The following is a 17,614-nucleotide window of genomic DNA, read 5'->3' on the forward strand; positions in this document are numbered from 1 at the left end:
GGGGTCGTCGTCGGGATCCGTCCGGATCCCGACGACGACTCCGTGCCGGGCCGGGGTCGGCCGGGTCAGGGGGTCCGGGTCGCGGAGACCACGATGTTGTTGGGATAGCTGCGCCGCTTGCTGTCGAAGGTGCCGCCGCAGGTGACCACCTGGAGCCGGGGGGTGTCGGCGGCCCCGTAGACCAGTTCGGTCGGGAAGGCCGTCTTCGGATACGACTTCACGCTGTCCACCGTGAACGTGACGACCGTGCCGTCCTTGCGGGCCACCTGGATCCGGTCGCCCCGCCGCAGTGCGCCGAGCCGGAAGAAGACCGCCGGCCCGATCTCGGCCGAGTCGACGTGCCCGACGACGACGGAGTTGCCGATCTCGCCGGGGCTCGGTCCCGGCTTGTACCAGCCGGCGTTCTGGGCCTCCTTCAGCGGCGGCACCTGGACCGTGCCGTCCGCGTTCAGGCCGAGTGACATGATCTTGGCGTTCACCTTGATCTTCGGGATCGTGATCCGGGTCGGCTCGGCGCGGGGCAGCGCCGGTACGGCGGGTCTCGGGGCCGGCGGCGACGGAGAGCCGGCGGCCCCCGCCGCGCTGGCCGCCGGGGTCCCCGGCTTCGTCGGGCCCGGCACCGTCGGGCCCGGCACCGTCGGGGACTGACTCCCCGCCGTCGCCGGGACCAGGGCCGCTTCCTCGGCGGGCTGGGGCGGCTGCACCGGCGTGGGCCGCAGGCCGGCACCGATCAGGCCGCTTCCGGTCAGGGCGAGCAGCGCGACGAGGGCGATGCCGGCGGCGCGCCACGGTTTCCCGGACCGGCCACCGGCGCGTCCCGCCGCCGGGTCAGAGAGCTGAGCCATCGGTACGCCACCTCGGCGGGAGTCCACCGACGGCAGCCGCCCCCGGCAGCAGGTTCCTCGTCATGAGTCGAGTCGCTCCTTCCCCGTTGACCTCGCCGGACGTCAGTCGAGGTAAGCCGAGATTAGCCAGTTTTGCGGTGTCCTGATGGTGTTAATGAGGATTTCTTCCAAAGAGCGCGTCCTGGGGGTAAGACCCGGGTTTCGTGCCGCCTCAACTGGACGAGTCGTCGCCGCGACGGCCGCGCAGCAGCGCCAGGCCGCCGAGCGCCGCCACCCCGAGCAGTCCCACGCCGCCGACCGCGAGGTTGTCACTGTTACCGGAGGTGGCCCCGCCGTCGCCGCCCTCGATGCCGCCGTTCGGCAGCACGATCAGCTCGCCGCCGCCGCAGGAGCCCTTGAGGGGGTAGTGCCCCGGCTCCGCGTCGCCGGGGATCTCGATGCTGGTCCAGTAGGCGAAGCCCGCCCCGCTGCCGTCCCGTCCCCGCGTGCTGTCCCGTTCACCGGAGGGTGTCCCGTCCTCCGCCCAGCCGTCCCCGCCGTCCCCGTCCCCGCCGCCGTCCTGTCGCGCGGAACCGTCCCTGCCGCGCGCCTCGCCCCGCTCCGCCGGACCCGACCCGGGAGCCAGGTCCACCTTCCCGGTGACCTTGGACCACAACCACGCCTGCTTCTGCGGCTCGGGGCAGACCTGGAGAAGTCGGATCTGGTGGCCCGGCCTCGCCGCCTGCGGCCTGGTGAAGGCGTGGCCCCGGTCGCCCTGCCGGTGGCTCTCCGGGTACCGCCCGCTCTCCGCCGTCGCGGACGCCGGTGCCCAGACGAGTAGGGACGCGCCGCCCAGGGCCGCGCCAGCGATCGCCTTGCCGAGGAACTTCCTGGACATGACTCACGTCATCCTTCCCCTGTTTGTTCCGGCCGCCGGGAGAGGGGCCACGACCGAGATTAGCGACTTTGCGAGTTTTCATCGGGTTATCTCGGCATTTTCCCGAAGTAGCCTCCGAAGAGGTTTCGCGTGCTAGCTGCGCCGCTTTCGACGCATCCGCGCCGCCCGGACCGATCGCCCTGCCGACCGCCCTGCTGCGTTGATCAGGGAGCTGTTTCGCCCGTGTCCCCGGCGGGTCGTGAGGACGGCGCCCTGATCAGGGCGATCTATGTCTCGGCGACGGAATCGGCTAGGGTGCCACCGTCTCCACGAGGCGCGATGCCGGTCAACGGATCGCCCACCGTCAGTACGTGGGGTGTTGTGGTGGAAGCGCTCCCATGCAAGAATTCATCCACTGTGCCGGGGGAGCCACACCGCGCAGCAGACAGACGCCGAGGGCATCCGGTCTTCCGGGCGGCGTCCATCACGGCCGTCGGGTGCGGCCGGCACCACCACCACTTCGCCCGCCCGGGTCGGGCACATCGAAGTCCCCCTGGCGTCTACGGACGTACCCCCAAAGGTCCACGTCCGGCGACTGCCGCGCCGGTCCCACCAATGAGGACCGGCTGGCTCAAGGAGATCAGTGGCATGAGTTTACGGAGTAAGTTGTCCGGCCGGCAGAAGGCGATAGCCCTGGCCGGCGCGAGCACGTTGGTGGCCGCCGGCCTCGTCACCATTCCGGCCAGCATGGCGCAGGCCGCCACCGCCTGCAGCGTCACCTACAGCACCAACCAGTGGCAGGGTGGCTTCAGCGCCAGCATCACCATCCGCAACGTCGGCGACGCCCTCAACGGCTGGACGCTCGGCTTCACCTTCCCGGACAGCGGCCAGCGGGTCAGCCAGGGCTGGTCGGCGACCTGGAGCCAGTCCGGCGCCAACGTGACCGCGACGAACACGGCGTGGAACGGCTCGCTGGCCAGCGGCGCCTCCACGAGCCTCGGGTTCAACGGCACGTTCAGCGGCAGCAACCCGGCACCGACCTCGTTCACCGTCAACGGAGTGAGCTGCAACGGCGCCGCGCCGACGACCCCGCCGACGGGCGGACCGAGCAACCCGCCGCCGAACCCCTCCGCCCGGGTCGACAACCCGTACGCGGGTTCCCGCGGCTACGTGAACCCGGAGTGGAAGGCCAAGGCCGAGAGCGTCTCGGGCGGCAACCGGGTCTCCAACACCCCGACCGGCGTCTGGATCGACCGGATCGCCGCGATCGAGGGCACCCCGGACAGCAGCTCGAACGGCCCGATGGGCGTACGGGACCACCTGGACGAGGCGCTCGCACAGGGCGCCGGCTACATCCAGTTCGTCATCTACAACCTGCCGGGCCGGGACTGCGCGGCGCTCGCCTCCAACGGTGAGCTCGGGCCGACCCGAACTGCCCAAGTACAAGACGCAGTACATCGACCCGATCGCCGCGATCATGGCCGACACGAAGTACAGCGCCCTGCGGATCATCACGATCATCGAGATCGACTCGCTGCCGAACCTGGTCACCAACACCGGCAGCCGGGAGACCGCGACCCCGCAGTGCGACACGATGAAGGCCAACGGCAACTACGTCAAGGGCGTCGGTTACGCCCTGGCCAAGCTCGGCGCCATCCCGAACGTCTACAACTACGTCGACGCCGGCCACCACGGCTGGATCGGCTGGGATGACAACTTCCGGGCCTCCGCCCAGGTCTTCGCCGAGGCGGCCCGCGCCGAGGGCAGCACCCAGGCCAACGTGCACGGCTTCATCGCCAACACCGCCAACTACTCGGCCACTGTGGAGCCCTACCTCACCGTGACCGAGCAGAACCGGCAGTCGAGCTGGATCGACTGGAACCGCTACGCCGACGAGCAGACCTTCGCGCAGGCGCTCCGCACGGAGCTGGTCTCGCAGGGCTTCAGCAGCAGCATCGGCATGCTGATCGACACCTCCCGCAACGGCTGGGGCGGCTCGGGTCGGCCGACCGGCGCGGTCACCTCGGGCGACATCAACCAGCAGGTTGACGGCTCCCGCATCGACCGCCGTATCCACCTCGGCAACTGGTGCAACCAGAGCGGCGCCGGCCTCGGCGAGCGCCCGCGGGCCAACCCGGCCACCGGCATCGACGCGTACGTCTGGATCAAGCCCCCGGGTGAGTCGGACGGCTCCAGCACCGCGATCGACAACGAGGAGGGCAAGGGCTTCGACCGGATGTGCGACCCGACGTACACCGGCAACCCGCGGAACAACAACAACCCGAGCGGTGCGCTGGCCGGTGCCCCGATCTCGGGTGCCTGGTTCGCCGCCCAGTTCACCCAGCTGATGCAGAACGCCTACCCGGCGCTCTGACCGGTGTCGCGCGGCCGAGCAGTCGGCTGAGTCAGCGGGTACACCACCAGGCGGTCCCCGCCTCCACCCCGGAACGGGTCGAGGCGGGGACCGCCGCCTGGTACGGCGGTACGCCCGTACCCCGGGTCGGCGCGGGGTACGGGCGTACCGTTCGCCTCAGGGCACGGTCCGCTCGACCGCGGCCGGCCCGTCCTCCGCCAGTTCCTCCCGGGCCCGCTCGACGTTGGCGGGGTCGGGGTCACGGCCCTGCGCGGCCGCCAGGTCCTCCGGATCCCAGGGCTGTTCGGCACCGGTGCGGGAGTCCGTGCCCCCCGATCCCGCCCCGTAGGCGTCGCCGATCAGGTTGTCGGTCGGCGGGAAGTCGCCCTGGGCCTCGTCCGGGTCGATGAACTCCGGGGTCTGCGCGTCGGGTCCGCCGTCGGAGGCGAACTGCGGTATGGCGGTGTCGTCGTCGACGGCCGCGGCCACCTCGGGGGTCTCCTCCAGCGGTCGGGCCGGTGTCGGTTCGCGCTCCGTCATGGCTGCTACCTCCTGTGCGGGCGTCCGGAAGATCCGGTATGCGGGAGTTCGGGCCTGCCGGTCCTCCGTGTCGACTACCCCGGATGGCCGGCGCCATGCTCCTCCGGTGGGGAGCGCCGAAACGGCGGCTCCCCGGTACCCCACCGCAGCGGGGTGCCGGGGAGCCGGCCGGTCACACCGGCCTGAGGCGTTACAGGCCGAGCACCCGGTCCAGGAAGTCCCGGTAGCGGCGTACCGCCACCCGGAGCTGCTCGGTGTCGGTCGAGTCGCCGCGCCGCCAGCCGCCGAGGTCGTCGCGTCGCGCCGTCAGCGCGGTGGTCACCGCCTCCACCGCCTCCTCGACCAGCCGGTGGGCGTCGGCGGTCGCGTTCGGGGGATCGTCGACGAAGCGCAACTGGACGTCCCGCCACCGGTCGCGGAAGCCCTGTACGTCGTCGGTGGCCAGGATCGCGACGATCGGCTCGGCCGCGACGGCACCGGGGAGCATTTCCCCGCCGACCGTGGTCGGGGTGCCGGGGGAGTCCGCCCCGTCCGTCCGGCCCCCGTCGGCGGCCGGTCCGGAGCGCCCGTCGGTCGCCGCGACGGGATCGTCGGTGCCGGCCGGCCGGGCGCCGGTCACGGGCGCGACGCCGACCGCCACCGTGCCGTCCGGGTCGCCGCCGGCCACCGTGCCGTCCGGGTCGCCGCCGGCCGGTCCGGCTCCGGGGTCGAGATGGCCGCGCGCGTCCGCCGCACCCAGATCGCTTCCGCCGGGTCCGCCGTCGTCGTCGGTCGGGCGTACGGCGCGGCGCTGGGCGTCGATCCGGTCCTCACCCAGGCCGTCGATGCGGTCATCGGCCACGCCGTCCCCGGGGCGTACCGTGTCCTCCTCGCGGGGATCGCGCTCGTCGGCCGGGTTGCCACTGGCCATCGCCGACGCGGCGACCGCGGCGCCGACGCTGGTGGCGCCGAACGCGGTGGGCAGCGGGGCGGGTTCGTGGAACTCCGGCCGCGTCGATCCGCCGCTGCCGGCCGGGTCGTCGTCGCTCGGGTCGTCGCCGGGGTCGTCGCCCGGACCCGCGGGCTCGGCCGGGTTGGCGTCCCGGGCGTCGGCCTGGCTGGCGTCGGCCAGGTCACCCCGGTCGGTACCGGGGTCGGGGTCGGGGTCCGCACCGGCCGAGGGGGTGCGCTCGGTGAGCGCGTCGTCGTCGATCGCCTCGTCCTCGGCGCGCTCCTCGGGGGAGCGGTCCCGCCCGACCCGGTCGTCCGGGTCGTTGTCGTAGGAGCCCCGCTCGTCGATGGCGTCCTCCGGACCGTCCACCGATTGTGGGACCACCCCGCCCGGGACCGGTACGGGAACCGGCTCGCCCCGGCCGTCCTCGGCGCGCTCGCCGTTGAACTGCTGTTCCTGGTGGCGCATGACGAAGTCTCCTTTACCGGCTCGGTACGTCCTGGGCGTCCGGACGGGACTCGTCCGTGTCCTGCTGGCGTACGGGTTCCTCGCCGAGCAGGTCGGTGAAGAGCGCCCGGTAGTGCACGACGGCCTGGCGCAGCTGCTCGGTGCTGGCCTCGCCGCGCTGGTTGCGCAGGTGGATCTCGTGGGCGTCGCGGTAGTGGCCGAGCGTCCGGGCGTGCTCGACGGAGAGCTGGGCGAGTCTGTCGTCGTAGTCCCCGGTCGGGTAGCCCCGTTCCGTGATGAGCCGGGTGACCACTTCGTCCGCCGCGCCGACCGCCTCGGCGGGGGAGTCGACGAATCGGGCCTGGATCTCCTCCCACTCCGCCGCGTACCGGCCACGGGCCTCCGCCGACAGGGGGGTCAGGGTGAGCTCGGCGTGCCGGCGCTCCCGTTCGCGTAGTTCGCGTTCGGCGGCGGCCCGGGTCTGCTGCTCGGCGACGGCCCGTTCGTACTCGGGGCCGAACTTCGTGCGCAGCGCCCGGCGCCGGGACGCAATCAGCACGAGCACGACGGCGGCCGCGGCGGCGAGGACGACGAGGATGATGAGGGCGATCTGCATGGGCGACATGACTCCTCCTTCGTCACCTGGTATTCCCGCTCGCCCCTGATCACCAATCCCGATCCCGCACACTTTCGCGTACGGGGCGCATCGGCCGCGTCCGCCGCCCGGGGTGGCCGGCGACTCGGCCGTCGAGCTGGTCACAAAACTTGACTCATTCCAGAAAACGCGCTTGGGTGGTCAGATGCCGGTCGGATCGCACGTACGGCGCCGGCGGAACCGACGGAACGTCGCTGCCGGGTGACCCGCATCGAGATCACATTCCGGGGCGGTTGCCCCGAGTGCCAGGAAGAGCACCGATCAGGAGGAGACCGATGAGCGATCCCGAGGCCAACAAGCCCACGCTCACGACCCGTCAGGGTCACCCCGTGCACAACAACCAGCAGCAGCGGACCGTGGGCTCGCGCGGCCCGGCCACGCTGGAGAACTACCACTTCCTGGAGAAGATCAGCCACTTCGACCGGGAGCGGATCCCGGAGCGGGTGGTGCACGCGCGCGGTTTCGTCGCGCACGGCGAGTTCGAGGCGTACGGGACGATCGGGGACGAGCCGGCCTCGACGTACACCCGGGCGAAGCTGTTCCAGACCAGGGGCAAGAAGACCCCGCTCACCATCCGGTTCTCCACCGTCATCGGCGGTCGGGACTCCTCCGAGGCAACGCGGGACCCGCGCGGCTTCGCGGTGAAGTTCCGCACCGAGGACGGCAACTGGGACGTGGTCGGCAACAACCTCCAGGTCTTCTTCATCCGGGACGCGATCAAGTTCCCGGACGTGATCCACTCGCTGAAGCCGGACCCGGTGACCTTCCGGCAGGAGCCGAACCGGATCTTCGACTTCATGTCGAACACCCCCGAGTCGATGCACATGCTGACCTGGCTCTTCTCGCCGTACGGCATACCGAAGAACTACCGGACCATGCGCGGCTCCGGCGTCAACACCTACCGCCTGGTCAACGCCGAGGGCGAGGCCGTGCTGGTCAAGTTCCACTGGTTGACCCAGCAGGGCGAGCACAACCTGACCCAGGCCGAGGCGGACGCGATCCAGGCCACCGAGCTCGGGCACGCCTCCAAGGACCTGTACGAGGCGATCGAGCGCGGCGAGTTCCCGCAGTGGGAGCTCAATGTCCAGATCATGAGCGACGACGAGCACCCGGAGCTGGACTTCGACCCGCTCGACGACACCAAGATCTGGCCCGAGGAGCAGTTCCCGTACCTGCCGGTCGGGATGATGACGCTGAACCGCAACATCACCGACCACCACAACGAGAACGAGCAGATCGCCTTCGGCACCGGTGTGCTGGTCGACGGCATCGACTTCTCCGACGACAAGATGCTGGTCGGCCGCACCTTCTCCTACTCGGACACCCAGCGCTACCGGGTCGGCCCGAACTACCTCCAGCTGCCGGTCAACCGGCCGCGCGAGGACGTCCTGGTCAGCACCAACCAGACCGGCGGGCAGATGTCGTACGGGGTGGACAACCGGGGCGCCAACCCGCACATCAACTTCGAGCCGTCCTCGGTTGCCGGCCTGACCGAGGCCGACGACTCCTACCGCGAGTACCGGCCGTTCGTGTCGGGGCAGATCATGAAGGCGCCGATCGAGCGGCAGAACAACTACGCCCAGGCCGGCCGGCGTTTCCGCGAGATGGCCGACTGGGAGCGGGACGACCTGATCCTCAACCTGACCACGCTGCTGGCCCAGTGCGACAAGCACATCCAGGAGAAGATGGTCTGGCACTTCAGCCAGTGCGACGAGGACTACGGCCGCCGGGTCGCCGAGGGCCTGGGCCTGGCCGTCAACGCCTGACCCTCAACGCCTGACCCGATCGACGGCAGGTCCCCCCGGCGCCCCGGCCGGGGGGGCCTGCCGTGCCGGGCCCGTACGTTGCCCCGGGCCGCTACACTCGCCCGCATGACGCGCCGACATTAGGTCCCCGCCCGAGGCCGACGCGGCACCCGCTGCCGCGCCCCGCCGGAACGGTCCGTAACCCACAGGTTGCGCACCATTCCCGTGTGGAGGCCTCATGCTCTCGCCCGCCCGCCGGTTGGCGGCCGTCTTCTACGCCTACACCTTCCTGGACGAGTTCGTCCTGCTCTACCCGGTGTACGCGCTGCTCTTCACCGAGACCGGGCTCTCCGTCGCCCAGGTCTCCTCGCTCTTCGCCGTCTGGGCGCTGACCGGCATCCTGCTGGAGGTCCCCTCCGGCGTACTCGCCGACGCGGTGTCCCGCCGGCTGCTGCTCGTGCTGGCCCCGCTGCTGGGTGCCGCCGGCTTCGCCGCCTGGCTCGCCGCCCCGTCGTACCCCGTCTTCGCGCTCGGCTTCGTGCTCTGGGGCGCGCGCGGCGCACTCCAGAGCGGCGCCGCCGAGGCCCTGCTCTACGAGGAACTGGACCGGCTGGACCGGGCCGACGGGTACGGCCGGGTGCTGGGCCGGGCGAGCGCCGTCGGCCTGGTCGCGGCGATGCTCGCCATCGCCGTGGCCACGCCGGTCTTCGCCGCCGGCGGCTACCCGGCGGTGGGCCTGGCCAGCGTGCTCGCCAGCCTGCTCTGCGCGGCGGTCGGCCTGGCGCTGCCGGAACACCGGAAACCCCGCCCGGCCGCCGGTGCCGCCCGGCCGCCGGGCGACGACCCGGGGCCGGCCAGCTATCTGGCCGTCCTGCGCGCCGGGCTCGCCGAGGCCCGCACCGACCGGTCGGTACGGCGGGCGCTGCTGCTCGTGCCCGCGACCGCGGCTGTCTGGGGCGGGTTGGAGGAGTACCTGCCGCTGCTTGCCGAGCGGATCGTCGCGGCTCCGGCGGTCCCGCCGCTGGTGCTCCTCGTCTGGCTCGGCGTCACGGTCGGCGGCCTGCTCACCCCCGTCGGACAGCGCCTGTCGACCCGGGCCGCCGCCGGGACGGTCGCCCTCGCCGCGCTGGCCCTCGCGGTCGGGGCGCTCAGCGGCCGGCCGGCGGGCTTCGTGCTGATCGCGCTGGCGTTCTGCGCGTTCCAGACGGCGACCCTGGTCGTCGAGGTACGGCTACAGGAGCGGATCCACGGGCCGAGCCGGGCGACCGTGACGTCGCTGGCCGGGCTCGGCACCGAGCTGGTCACGATCGGTGTGTACGGCGGCTACGCCCTCGCCTCCACCGTCGCCGGGCACGGGCTGATCTTCGCGCTGGGTGCCGTGCCGTACCTGCTCGGGGCGGTCTGGCTGGGCCGGCCGTCCCGGGCAGCCGGTCGGCGGGCCGGGGTGGCGGTGGCCGGCCGGCCCGGTGCGCCCGGGTCCGGATGACCACGACGGCGGCCCGGCCGGACGGGGCACCGGCTCGACCTGTGCCGGCTCCGGCGCAGCGGTCCGGTTCGCCGACCCTTCGTCCGGTAGTGCCGGCGGCGGTGATTACGTATCCTTCCGGAGGCGCCCGCGCCCGTGACCCTCGACTCTGGCCGGAGCCGCGGGCCGGCGGGTGCGAAGCGCCCCGGCCCTGACTCCCCTTCCGGCGAGGTCTGATGAAAACCCAGAACTGGCCGATCCGCTCGAAGATCGTCGCGCTGGTCGCCGTGCCGATCGTCGCCCTGTCGGCGCTCTGGATCTTCGCGACCACCCTCACCGTCGGGCCCGCGTCCACCCTGCTCGCGACGCGGACCCTGTTCGACGAGATCGGCCGGCCGGGCGAGGTGCTGGTGGTCGAGCTGCAACGCGAACGGCGGCTCTCGGTGATCCACGTCGCCGGCGGCCGGGACGCCGCCGCCCTCGGCGACCAGCGGGTACGCACCGACCGGGCGGTCGCGGAGTTCCGCCGCCACACCTCGGACCCGGACCTGCGGGACAGCATCGACGACCTGCTCGACGCCCGGCTGGACCAGCTGCTCACCGCCGTCGACGCGCTGCCCTCCGGGCGGGCCTTCATCGACCAGCGGGCCGTCGACGCCACCGGGGTGCTCGGCCTCTACAGCAGCGTCGTCGACTCGGCGTTCCGGACCTTCTCCGCGCTGAACACCCTGCCCGACGAGACCCTCAACCGGGAGGCGAACGGCCTGACCGAACTCGGCCGGGCCCGGGAGGTGCTCGCCCAGGCCGACGCGCTGCTGGCCGGGGTCTTCACCGCCAACCGGTTCGGCGAGGGCGAGTTCGGCCAGCTCGTGCAGATCATCGGCACCCACCGGTTCCTCTACGCCACCGTGGTCGCCGAGCTGTCCGACGCCGACCGGATCGAATACCAGCGGCTGACCGAGGGCGACTCCTTCGTCCGGCTGCGGACCCTGGAGGAGCGCCTGATCGGCAGCGGCGGCACGGCTGCCCTGCCGGTGGACCAGCGGGCCTGGCAGAGCAGCTACGAACCCGTACAGCAGCAGTTGCGGGACTTCGAGATGACCGGCGCCGAGGCGCTCACCGAGCGGAGCCGGCCGGTGGCGATCGGCATCCTGCTCCGTCTGGGCCTGGCCGGGCTGCTCGGCTTCGCGGCCGTACTGCTCTCCGCGGTCATCGCGCTGCGGATCGGCCGGTCCCTGGTACGGCGGCTGACCGGGTTGCGGGCCGCGGCGCTGGAGATGGCGAACGACCGGCTTCCCGAGGTGGTCGGGCGGCTGCGCCGGGGCGAGGAGGTCGACGTCGAGCGGGAGGTCCCCCCGCTGGACTACGGCGACGACGAGATCGGCCAGGTGGGCCGGGCGTTCGGCGAGGTACAGCTGACCGCCGTCAGTTCGGCGGTGGACGAGGCGACGCTGCGGCGGGGGCTGCGGGAGGTGTTCCTCAACATCGCCCGGCGCAGCCAGACGCTGCTGCACCGCCAGTTGGCGTTGCTGGACCAGATGGAACGCCGGACCGCCGAGCCGAAGGAACTCGCCGACCTCTTCCGGCTGGACCACCTGGCCACCCGGATGCGCCGGCACGCCGAGGACCTGGTGGTGCTCGCCGGTGCCACCGCCGGCCGAGGGTGGCGCAACCCGGTCTCCATCGTGGACGTGGTCCGGGGCGCCATCTCCGAGGTCGAGGACTACCCGCGGGTCGACCTGGCGACGGTGCCGCCGGCGGCGATCGCCGGACGGGCCGTGGGTGACGTGATCCACCTGCTCGCCGAGCTGATCGAGAACGCGGCCAGGTTCTCCCCGCCGCACACCCGGGTGCAGGTCAGCGGGGAGGTGGTGCCGAACGGGTATGCGATCGAGATCGAGGACCGTGGCCTGGGAATGAGCGCCGAGGCGATCGAACGGGCCAACCGGCGGCTCGCCGACCCACCCGACTTCGAGCCCGCCAACAGCGCCCGGCTGGGGCTCTTCGTGGTCGCCCTGCTCGGCGCCCGGCACAACGTCAAGGTGCAGCTGCGCAGCTCGCCGTACGGCGGGGTGACCGCGGTCGCGCTGGTGCCGGGTGACCTGGTGGTAGCGGACGACCTGGTCGTACCGGCCGAGCCCGGCGTACCGGCTGAGCTGGCCGCCGGGGTGCCCGCTCCGCGCGGCGGCCGGTCCGGCCCGGAGCCGCAGCCGGCATGGCGGCCGGAGTCGTCGCAACCGGAGTCCTCGTGGCCGGGCTCGTCCCAGCCGGACTCGTCGCGGCCGGATCCGTTGCGGCCGGAGTCGTCGCGGCCGGATCCGTTGCGGTCGGACCCGTTGTGGCCGGACCCGTCGGGGCGGGATCCCGAGCGGCCGGTCGGTCCGGCGGCGGAACCGGCGGGGGCCGGCGCGGGGACCGGACCCGGCGCGGAGCGCGGTGAGGTCGGGGGCGCTGCACCGGTGCCGGAACCGCGCCAGAATCCCCTCGGCCCGAGGCGGACGGCGGGGGCCGCGCTCGACGCGCTCGTCAAGAGCAGCGGTCCGATGCGACGGTTGGCCGCCGACGAGACGACCCGGGCCGACGACGACACCGTGGTGCTGCCACCCGTGCCGCCGGCCGGCCCGGTGCCGCCCGGACTGACCGGTGCGTCGCCGACCGCCGCGGCGCCCGCCGGCTCAGGTGGCCCGTCCCAGGCGGGTTCGTCGCAGGCGGGCTCGTCGCAGGCGGGCTCGTCCCAGGTCGGCTCGTCCCAGGTCGGCTCGTCCCAGGTCGGTTCGTCCCAGGTCGGTTCGTCCCAGGTCGGTTCGTCCCAGGTCGGTTCGTCACCGGCAGGGCCGAGCGACCCGGCGCCGGCCGCTGCGGAGCAGGTCGGGTGGCCGGCGCGGGCCGGATCTACCGGTCCCGACGGGGCGGCGCAGCCGCCACCGGCCGCCCCGGGCGGTCCGCGCCGACCGACCGTGGCGCCGGTCGGCGAGGACGGACTGCCGCGCCGGATCCGGCAGACGAATCTCGCTCCGCAACTGCTCGCGACCCGCCCCGGCCCGCCGGTCGGCGCGGCCGACCCGGCCGGTGCCGGCCGCGGCCGTGCCGTGGGTGCGGGCGTCGCCGGCGATCCGTCCGACGAGCCTTCGCCGCGTACGCCCGAGCAGATCCGGGCGGTCATGGCGGCGCTGCAGGCGGGGACCACCCGGGGCCGCCGCGACGCCGGTGCGCCGCCGGCCTCCGTCGGGCCCCGACCCGAGACCGTCCCACCCACCGGCTCCGGCGATCCCGCGCCGGCGCCCGCACGGGACGAGCCGAAGCCGACCGCCAGCTCGGGGTCGAGTGCCGGTTCCGATGCCGCCCGGGTCACCGACCCGGGCTCCACCGAATCTGAAGGGGACGCGTAAGTGGTGCACACGACGAGGGCGGACGTGGATCTCACCTGGCTGCTCGATGACCTCGTGGAGCGCGTACCCACGGCGCAGCAGGCCGTGGTGCTCTCCGCGGACGGCCTGCTGATGGCCGCCTCCGGCGGTCTGGAGCGGGAGGACGCGGAGCACATGGCGGCGATGGCGGCCGGGTTCCAGAGCCTGGCGAAGGGGGCTAGCCGGCACTTCCAGGCCGGCCCGGTACGGCAGACCGTGATCGAGATGGACACCGCCTTCCTCTTCGTCACCGCCGCGGGTCAGGGGGCCTGCCTCGCCGTACTCTGCAGCGCCGCCTCGGACATCGGCGTCATCGCGTACGAGATGGCGATGCTGGTCGCCCGGGTGGGGGAGAGCCTGACCGCGTCGAGCAGATCACCGGGGGCGCCAGCAGATGCGGGCTGAGGTTCCCGGGCCGCACCATGACTGGCTCGACGACGAGGCGGGGCCGGTGGTCCGCCCGTACACGATGACCGGTGGCCGGGTCCAGCCGGCGGCGGGCCGATTCGACCTGGTGGCCTTCGTGGTGGCCGGCCCGCCGCAGGCGGAGGGGACGCACCCGCCGCCGCAGCCGGAGCATCGCGCCATCATCGCGCTGGCGCAGCGGCCGATCTCGGTGGCCGATCTCGCCGCCGACCTCAACCTGCCGCTGGGCGTGGTACGCGTCCTGCTCGGCGACCTTCTCGGTGCCGGGCAGATCGCGATGTACGAACCACCCGCGACACGGCAGTTTCCAGACGACGACATTCTCAAGGCGGTGGTCAATGGACTCCGGGCTCTCTGATCGGGACGGCGCGGAGCGGCGGATTCCGCTCGCGTTGAAGATCCTGATCGCCGGCGGCTTCGGGGTCGGCAAGACGACCCTGGTCGGCGCCGTGAGCGAGATCCGGCCGTTGCACACCGAGGAGGTGCTGACCGACGCCAGCGCCGGCACCGACGACCTGTACGGCGTGGAAGGGAAGCGGACCACCACGGTCGCCATGGACTTCGGCCGGATCACCATCAACGACGATCTCCAGGTCTACCTCTTCGGTACGCCCGGACAGGACCGCTTCTGGTTCCTCTGGGACGAGCTGGCGTTCGGGGCGCTCGGTGCGGTGGTGCTCACCGACACCCGCCGGCTGGCCGACTGCTTCCCGTCGGTCGACTACTTCGAGCGGCGCGGGATCCCCTTCGTGGTGGCGGTCAACTGCTTCGACGGCGCCAAGCGGTACACCGTCGAGGCCGTGCGCGGGGCGCTCGACCTGGACCCGGAGGTGCCGGTCGTGCTCTGCGACGCGCGGAGCCGGCAGTCCGGCAAGACCGTGCTGGTGGCCCTGGTCGAGCACGTCGCGCAACGCCGGGGCGATCCGGTCCCGGCCGGCTGAGCGGGGCGCCGGCCCGGCCCCGGGTGTTAGGAGGGGGCCCTTCCTATACAAAAAGCGATAAGAAGGGGCCCTTCCTTACTCCACGAGCAGCACGTCGAGCCGGCGAGGGCCGTGCACGCCTTCCACCCGGTCGAGTTCGATGTCGCTGGTGGCCGAGGGCCCGGAGACCATGGTGAGCGGCCGGGTCGGATCGGCGAGCCGGCCGAGTGCCTCGGGCAACCCGTGCACCACCTGCCCGGCGCGTACCACGCAGAGGTGGTGGTCGGGCACCAGGCTGAGGACCCGCCGGCCCTGCTCCGGCCCGCCGTCCATGATCAGCGTGCCGGTCTGCGCCACCGCCACCGCGCATCCGGTCAGCACCGCCACCCCCGGTTCGTCCAGTTCGGCCACGGTCAGGGGGGCACCGTCGCCGTCCCGCCGGATCCGGCCGAGGTACGTCGAGAGCCAGCTCTGCGGCACCCCGGCGGGTACGGCAAGCGTGGGCACCGGGCCGAGTAGCCGGGCCAGCGCGTCGGCCAGTTCCGCGGCGGGGCAGCGGCGTACCGTGGCCCGGTAGTCGACGAGCCGGTCGACGAGCAGGTCGAGCAGTTCGGGCTCGGCCGGCCGGTCGACGTTGCCGCCCGCTGCCGGGGCGGTGTGGTAGTCCCGGGGCACCGTCACCGGGGCGGTCGGCCGGGCGGCCCGGATCCGCGCCATGATCTCGTCGCGGGCGCTGCCCGGGCTCTGCCCCGGCGTACCGGGGGCGCTCCGCCGCGCCGCGCCGTCAGCCGCGACCACGGCCGGCCCACCACTCGCGGAACGTCTCCCCGGCCGGCAGCGGGGCGTCCCGGCTGGCCGTCCAGGCTGACAGCGGCCAGGGGAGCCGGCGTAGCTGGCCGCGCGGGCCGGCGGCCAGCCGTAGCGGCGCCGAGCCGCGGCGGGCGGCCCGCAGTGCCGCCGCGTACCGCCGCCGGTCACGCATCACCCAGGACATCGCGCGCATCGCCGTGCGCTCCGCCGACGGCCGGCCCCGGCGGGCGTCCACCCCGCGCTGGCGCAGGTGCACCAGGACCTCCGGGATGTCGATCCGCACCGGGCAGGCGTCGAAGCACGCCCCGCAGAGCGTGGAGGCGTACGGCAGGGTGCGGTTGGCGCCGGCGTCCGGGCCGGTCATCTGCGGGGAGAGGATGGCGCCGATCGGTCCCGGGTAGACCGAGCCGTACGCGTGCCCGCCGACCCGCTCGTAGACGGGGCAGACGTTCAGGCAGGCCGAGCAGCGGATGCAGCGCAGCGCCTGCCGGCCGACCGGATCGGCGAGCGTCTCGGTACGCCCGTTGTCGACCAGCACGACGTGCACGTCGCGCGGCCCGTCCCCGGGGGTGACGCCGGTCCACATCGAGGTGTACGGGTTCATCCGCTCGCCGGTGGAGGAGCGGGGCAGCAGTTGCAGGAAGACCTCCAGGTCGCGGAAGGTCGGCAGCAGTTTCTCCACCCCGACCACCGAGATCAGCGTCTCCGGCAGGGTGAGGCACATCCGGCCGTTGCCCTCGGACTCGACCACTACCAGGGTGCCGGTCTCGGCGATGGCGAAGTTGGCACCGGAGATCGCCACCCGGGCCTGGAGGAACCGGGCCCGCAGGTGCCGGCGGGCCGCCTCGGCGAGCGCGGCGGGCTCGTCGGTGAGGGTGGTCAGGTCCACCCCGGGCATTCGGCCGGCGAAGATGTCGCGGATCTGCCGCCGGTTGTAGTGGATGGCCGGCACGAGGATGTGGGACGGCGTGTCGTCGGCGAGCTGCACGATCAGCTCGGCGAGGTCGGTCTCGACCGCCGAGATGCCGGCCTCCGCCAGGGCCTCGTTGAGCCCGATCTCCTGGGTGGCCATGGACTTGACCTTGACCACCTCGGTGCTGCCGGTCCGCTGGACCAGCCCGGTGACCACCGCGCAGGCCTCGGTCGAGTCGCGGGCCCAGTGCACGGTCGCTCCGGCGGCGGTGGCGGCGGCCTCGAACTGTTCCAGCAGCTCGGGCAGGCGGGCCAGGACGTCGTCCTTGATCGCCGCGCCGGCGACGCGCAGCGCCGCCCAGTCGGGCACCTCGCCGACCACCCGCAGCCGCTTGTCCCGGATGGTGTGGGTGGCCCGGCGCAGGTTGGCCCGCAGCTGCCCGTTGGCGAGTTCCCGCCGGGCCGCCGTCGGGAACGGCAGCGGGGCGACGATGTTGCCGGTGCCGGGGGTCACGGGCCCACCTCCGTCGTGACCGGTGCCGTACCGGCCGGCTCCGGGTCGTCGGTTCCGGTGCCGGCGAGGATCTCGGCGTAGTGGATGGCGCGGACGTCCCGGCCGGCGCCGGTCCGGTTCCGCCGGGACAGGCCGCCGCCGATGTGGGCCAGGCAGGAGTTGTCGGCCGCCGCCACGTACGCGGCACCGGTGTCGCAGACCGCCGCGCACTTGTCGGCGAGCATCGCGGCCGACACGTCGGGGTTCTTCACCGCGAAGGTGCCGCCGAAGCCGCAGCACTCCTCCCCGCCGGGCAGGTTGACCAGTTCCAGCCCGCGTACCGCGCGCAGCAGCCGCAGCGGCCGGTCGCCCAGCCGCAGCAGGCGCAGCCCGTGGCAGGTGGGATGGTAGGTGACCCGGTGCGGGAAGACGCCGCCGACGTCGGTCACCCCGAGCACGTCGACCAGCAGCTCGGAGAGTTCGTAGACCCGGGGCGCGACCTCGGCGACCGCCGCCGCCAGCTTGGGGTCCGGTCCGGCCAGCCGGGGGTACGACTCGCGGACCATCGCCACGCACGAGCCGGACGGGGCGACCACCGCGTCGTACCCGGCGAAGGTGTCGACGAAGCCGCGGACCAGCGGCAGCGACTCGGCCCGGTATCCGCTGTTGGCGTGCATCTGTCCGCAGCAGGTCTGCGCGACCGGGAACTCCACGGTGTGCCCGAGGCGTTCCAGGATGCGCACCACGGCCCGCCCGGTCTCCGGGAAGACCAGGTCGTTGACGCAGGTGACGAAGAGCGCGATCCGCAC

14 protein-coding genes and 1 pseudogene are annotated in these 17,614 nt (G+C 73.1%); 7 read left to right on the forward strand and 8 right to left on the reverse strand.

The features are described from left to right. Window positions 1–65: 65 nt before the first annotated feature. Window positions 66–845, reverse strand: a complete 780-nt coding sequence (locus ACQEUR_RS19050) for a class F sortase (protein WP_433032813.1) — start codon at window positions 843–845, stop codon at window positions 66–68. 211 nt (window positions 846–1,056) lie between these two features. Then, window positions 1,057–1,722, reverse strand: a complete 666-nt coding sequence (locus tag ACQEUR_RS19055; protein ID WP_433032816.1) for a hypothetical protein — start codon at window positions 1,720–1,722, stop codon at window positions 1,057–1,059. Between the two features lie 726 nt (window positions 1,723–2,448). On the opposite strand from ACQEUR_RS19055, the pseudogene ACQEUR_RS19060 reads away from it, so the two are divergent. Further along, a pseudogene (locus tag ACQEUR_RS19060) lies at window positions 2,449–4,075 on the forward strand (glycoside hydrolase family 6 protein). 156 nt (window positions 4,076–4,231) lie between these two features. On the opposite strand, the gene ACQEUR_RS19065 reads toward ACQEUR_RS19060, so the two are convergent. The 3 genes from ACQEUR_RS19065 to ACQEUR_RS19075 form a co-directional block, all read right to left on the reverse strand. After that, a complete protein-coding gene (locus ACQEUR_RS19065; RefSeq protein WP_433032819.1) occupies window positions 4,232–4,594 on the reverse strand; it encodes a hypothetical protein in 363 nt (120 codons plus the stop codon). Between the two features lie 190 nt (window positions 4,595–4,784). After that, entirely contained in the window at window positions 4,785–5,993 is a 1,209-nt protein-coding gene (locus ACQEUR_RS19070; RefSeq protein WP_433032821.1) for a hypothetical protein, read from the reverse strand. Between the two features lie 13 nt (window positions 5,994–6,006). Next, complete coding sequence (locus ACQEUR_RS19075; RefSeq protein WP_433032824.1) at window positions 6,007–6,597, reverse strand: hypothetical protein; 591 nt, start codon at window positions 6,595–6,597, stop codon at window positions 6,007–6,009. A 305-nt stretch (window positions 6,598–6,902) separates the two neighbouring features. Between ACQEUR_RS19075 and ACQEUR_RS19080 the strand changes: the two genes are divergently transcribed. The 6 genes from ACQEUR_RS19080 (at window position 6,903) to ACQEUR_RS19105 (ending at window position 14,611) form a co-directional block, all read left to right on the forward strand. Then, window positions 6,903–8,393, forward strand: coding sequence for a catalase (locus ACQEUR_RS19080; protein ID WP_433032826.1), 1,491 nt, complete (start codon window positions 6,903–6,905; stop codon window positions 8,391–8,393). Between the two features lie 217 nt (window positions 8,394–8,610). Further along, a complete protein-coding gene (locus ACQEUR_RS19085; RefSeq protein ID WP_433032829.1) occupies window positions 8,611–9,858 on the forward strand; it encodes an MFS transporter in 1,248 nt (415 codons plus the stop codon). 215 nt (window positions 9,859–10,073) lie between these two features. Then, complete coding sequence (locus ACQEUR_RS19090) at window positions 10,074–13,226, forward strand: nitrate- and nitrite sensing domain-containing protein (RefSeq protein WP_433032832.1); 3,153 nt, start codon at window positions 10,074–10,076, stop codon at window positions 13,224–13,226. Next, window positions 13,227–13,649: a roadblock/LC7 domain-containing protein gene (locus ACQEUR_RS19095; RefSeq protein ID WP_433032835.1), complete on the forward strand. Its 423-nt coding sequence runs from the start codon at window positions 13,227–13,229 to the stop codon at window positions 13,647–13,649. Then, a complete protein-coding gene (locus tag ACQEUR_RS19100; RefSeq protein ID WP_433032838.1) occupies window positions 13,639–14,028 on the forward strand; it encodes a DUF742 domain-containing protein in 390 nt (129 codons plus the stop codon). Before ACQEUR_RS19095 ends, ACQEUR_RS19100 begins: the two co-directional genes overlap by 11 nt. Beyond that, window positions 14,009–14,611, forward strand: a complete 603-nt coding sequence (locus ACQEUR_RS19105; RefSeq protein ID WP_433032841.1) for a GTP-binding protein — start codon at window positions 14,009–14,011, stop codon at window positions 14,609–14,611. Before ACQEUR_RS19100 ends, ACQEUR_RS19105 begins: the two co-directional genes overlap by 20 nt. Window positions 14,612–14,686: 75 nt before the next feature. Here ACQEUR_RS19105 and ACQEUR_RS19110 read toward each other — a convergent pair whose 3' ends face one another. The 3 genes from ACQEUR_RS19110 to ACQEUR_RS19120 are packed head-to-tail and all read right to left on the reverse strand — an operon-like array spanning window position 14,687 to window position 17,614. Further along, the gene (locus ACQEUR_RS19110) at window positions 14,687–15,388 is read right to left on the reverse strand and encodes a LutC/YkgG family protein (RefSeq protein WP_433032844.1); all 702 of its coding nucleotides are present in this window, start codon (window positions 15,386–15,388) and stop codon (window positions 14,687–14,689) included. Beyond that, entirely contained in the window at window positions 15,375–16,826 is a 1,452-nt protein-coding gene (locus ACQEUR_RS19115) for a lactate utilization protein B (RefSeq protein WP_433032957.1), read from the reverse strand. The genes ACQEUR_RS19110 and ACQEUR_RS19115 overlap by 14 nt, the downstream gene beginning before the upstream one ends. Then, window positions 16,823–17,614, reverse strand: coding sequence for a (Fe-S)-binding protein (locus tag ACQEUR_RS19120; RefSeq protein ID WP_433032847.1), 792 nt, complete (start codon window positions 17,612–17,614; stop codon window positions 16,823–16,825). The genes ACQEUR_RS19115 and ACQEUR_RS19120 overlap by 4 nt, the downstream gene beginning before the upstream one ends.

This window comes from Plantactinospora sp. CA-290183 (assembly GCF_050936375.1).
GTDB lineage: Bacteria > Actinomycetota > Actinomycetes > Mycobacteriales > Micromonosporaceae > Plantactinospora.

Excerpts from the sequence above, each read along its gene's own strand:
- ACQEUR_RS19050 (WP_433032813.1), bottom strand. The coding sequence starts at position 845 with ATGGCTCAGCTCTCTGACCCGGCGGCGGGACGCGCCGGTGGCCGGTCC.
- ACQEUR_RS19055 (WP_433032816.1), bottom strand. The coding sequence starts at position 1,722 with ATGTCCAGGAAGTTCCTCGGCAAGGCGATCGCTGGCGCGGCCCTGGGC.
- ACQEUR_RS19065 (WP_433032819.1), bottom strand. The coding sequence starts at position 4,594 with ATGACGGAGCGCGAACCGACACCGGCCCGACCGCTGGAGGAGACCCCC.
- ACQEUR_RS19070 (WP_433032821.1), bottom strand. The coding sequence starts at position 5,993 with ATGCGCCACCAGGAACAGCAGTTCAACGGCGAGCGCGCCGAGGACGGC.
- ACQEUR_RS19075 (WP_433032824.1), bottom strand. The coding sequence starts at position 6,597 with ATGTCGCCCATGCAGATCGCCCTCATCATCCTCGTCGTCCTCGCCGCC.
- ACQEUR_RS19080 (WP_433032826.1), top strand. The coding sequence starts at position 6,903 with ATGAGCGATCCCGAGGCCAACAAGCCCACGCTCACGACCCGTCAGGGT.
- ACQEUR_RS19085 (WP_433032829.1), top strand. The coding sequence starts at position 8,611 with ATGCTCTCGCCCGCCCGCCGGTTGGCGGCCGTCTTCTACGCCTACACC.
- ACQEUR_RS19090 (WP_433032832.1), top strand. The coding sequence starts at position 10,074 with ATGAAAACCCAGAACTGGCCGATCCGCTCGAAGATCGTCGCGCTGGTC.
- ACQEUR_RS19100 (WP_433032838.1), top strand. The coding sequence starts at position 13,639 with ATGCGGGCTGAGGTTCCCGGGCCGCACCATGACTGGCTCGACGACGAG.
- ACQEUR_RS19105 (WP_433032841.1), top strand. The coding sequence starts at position 14,009 with ATGGACTCCGGGCTCTCTGATCGGGACGGCGCGGAGCGGCGGATTCCG.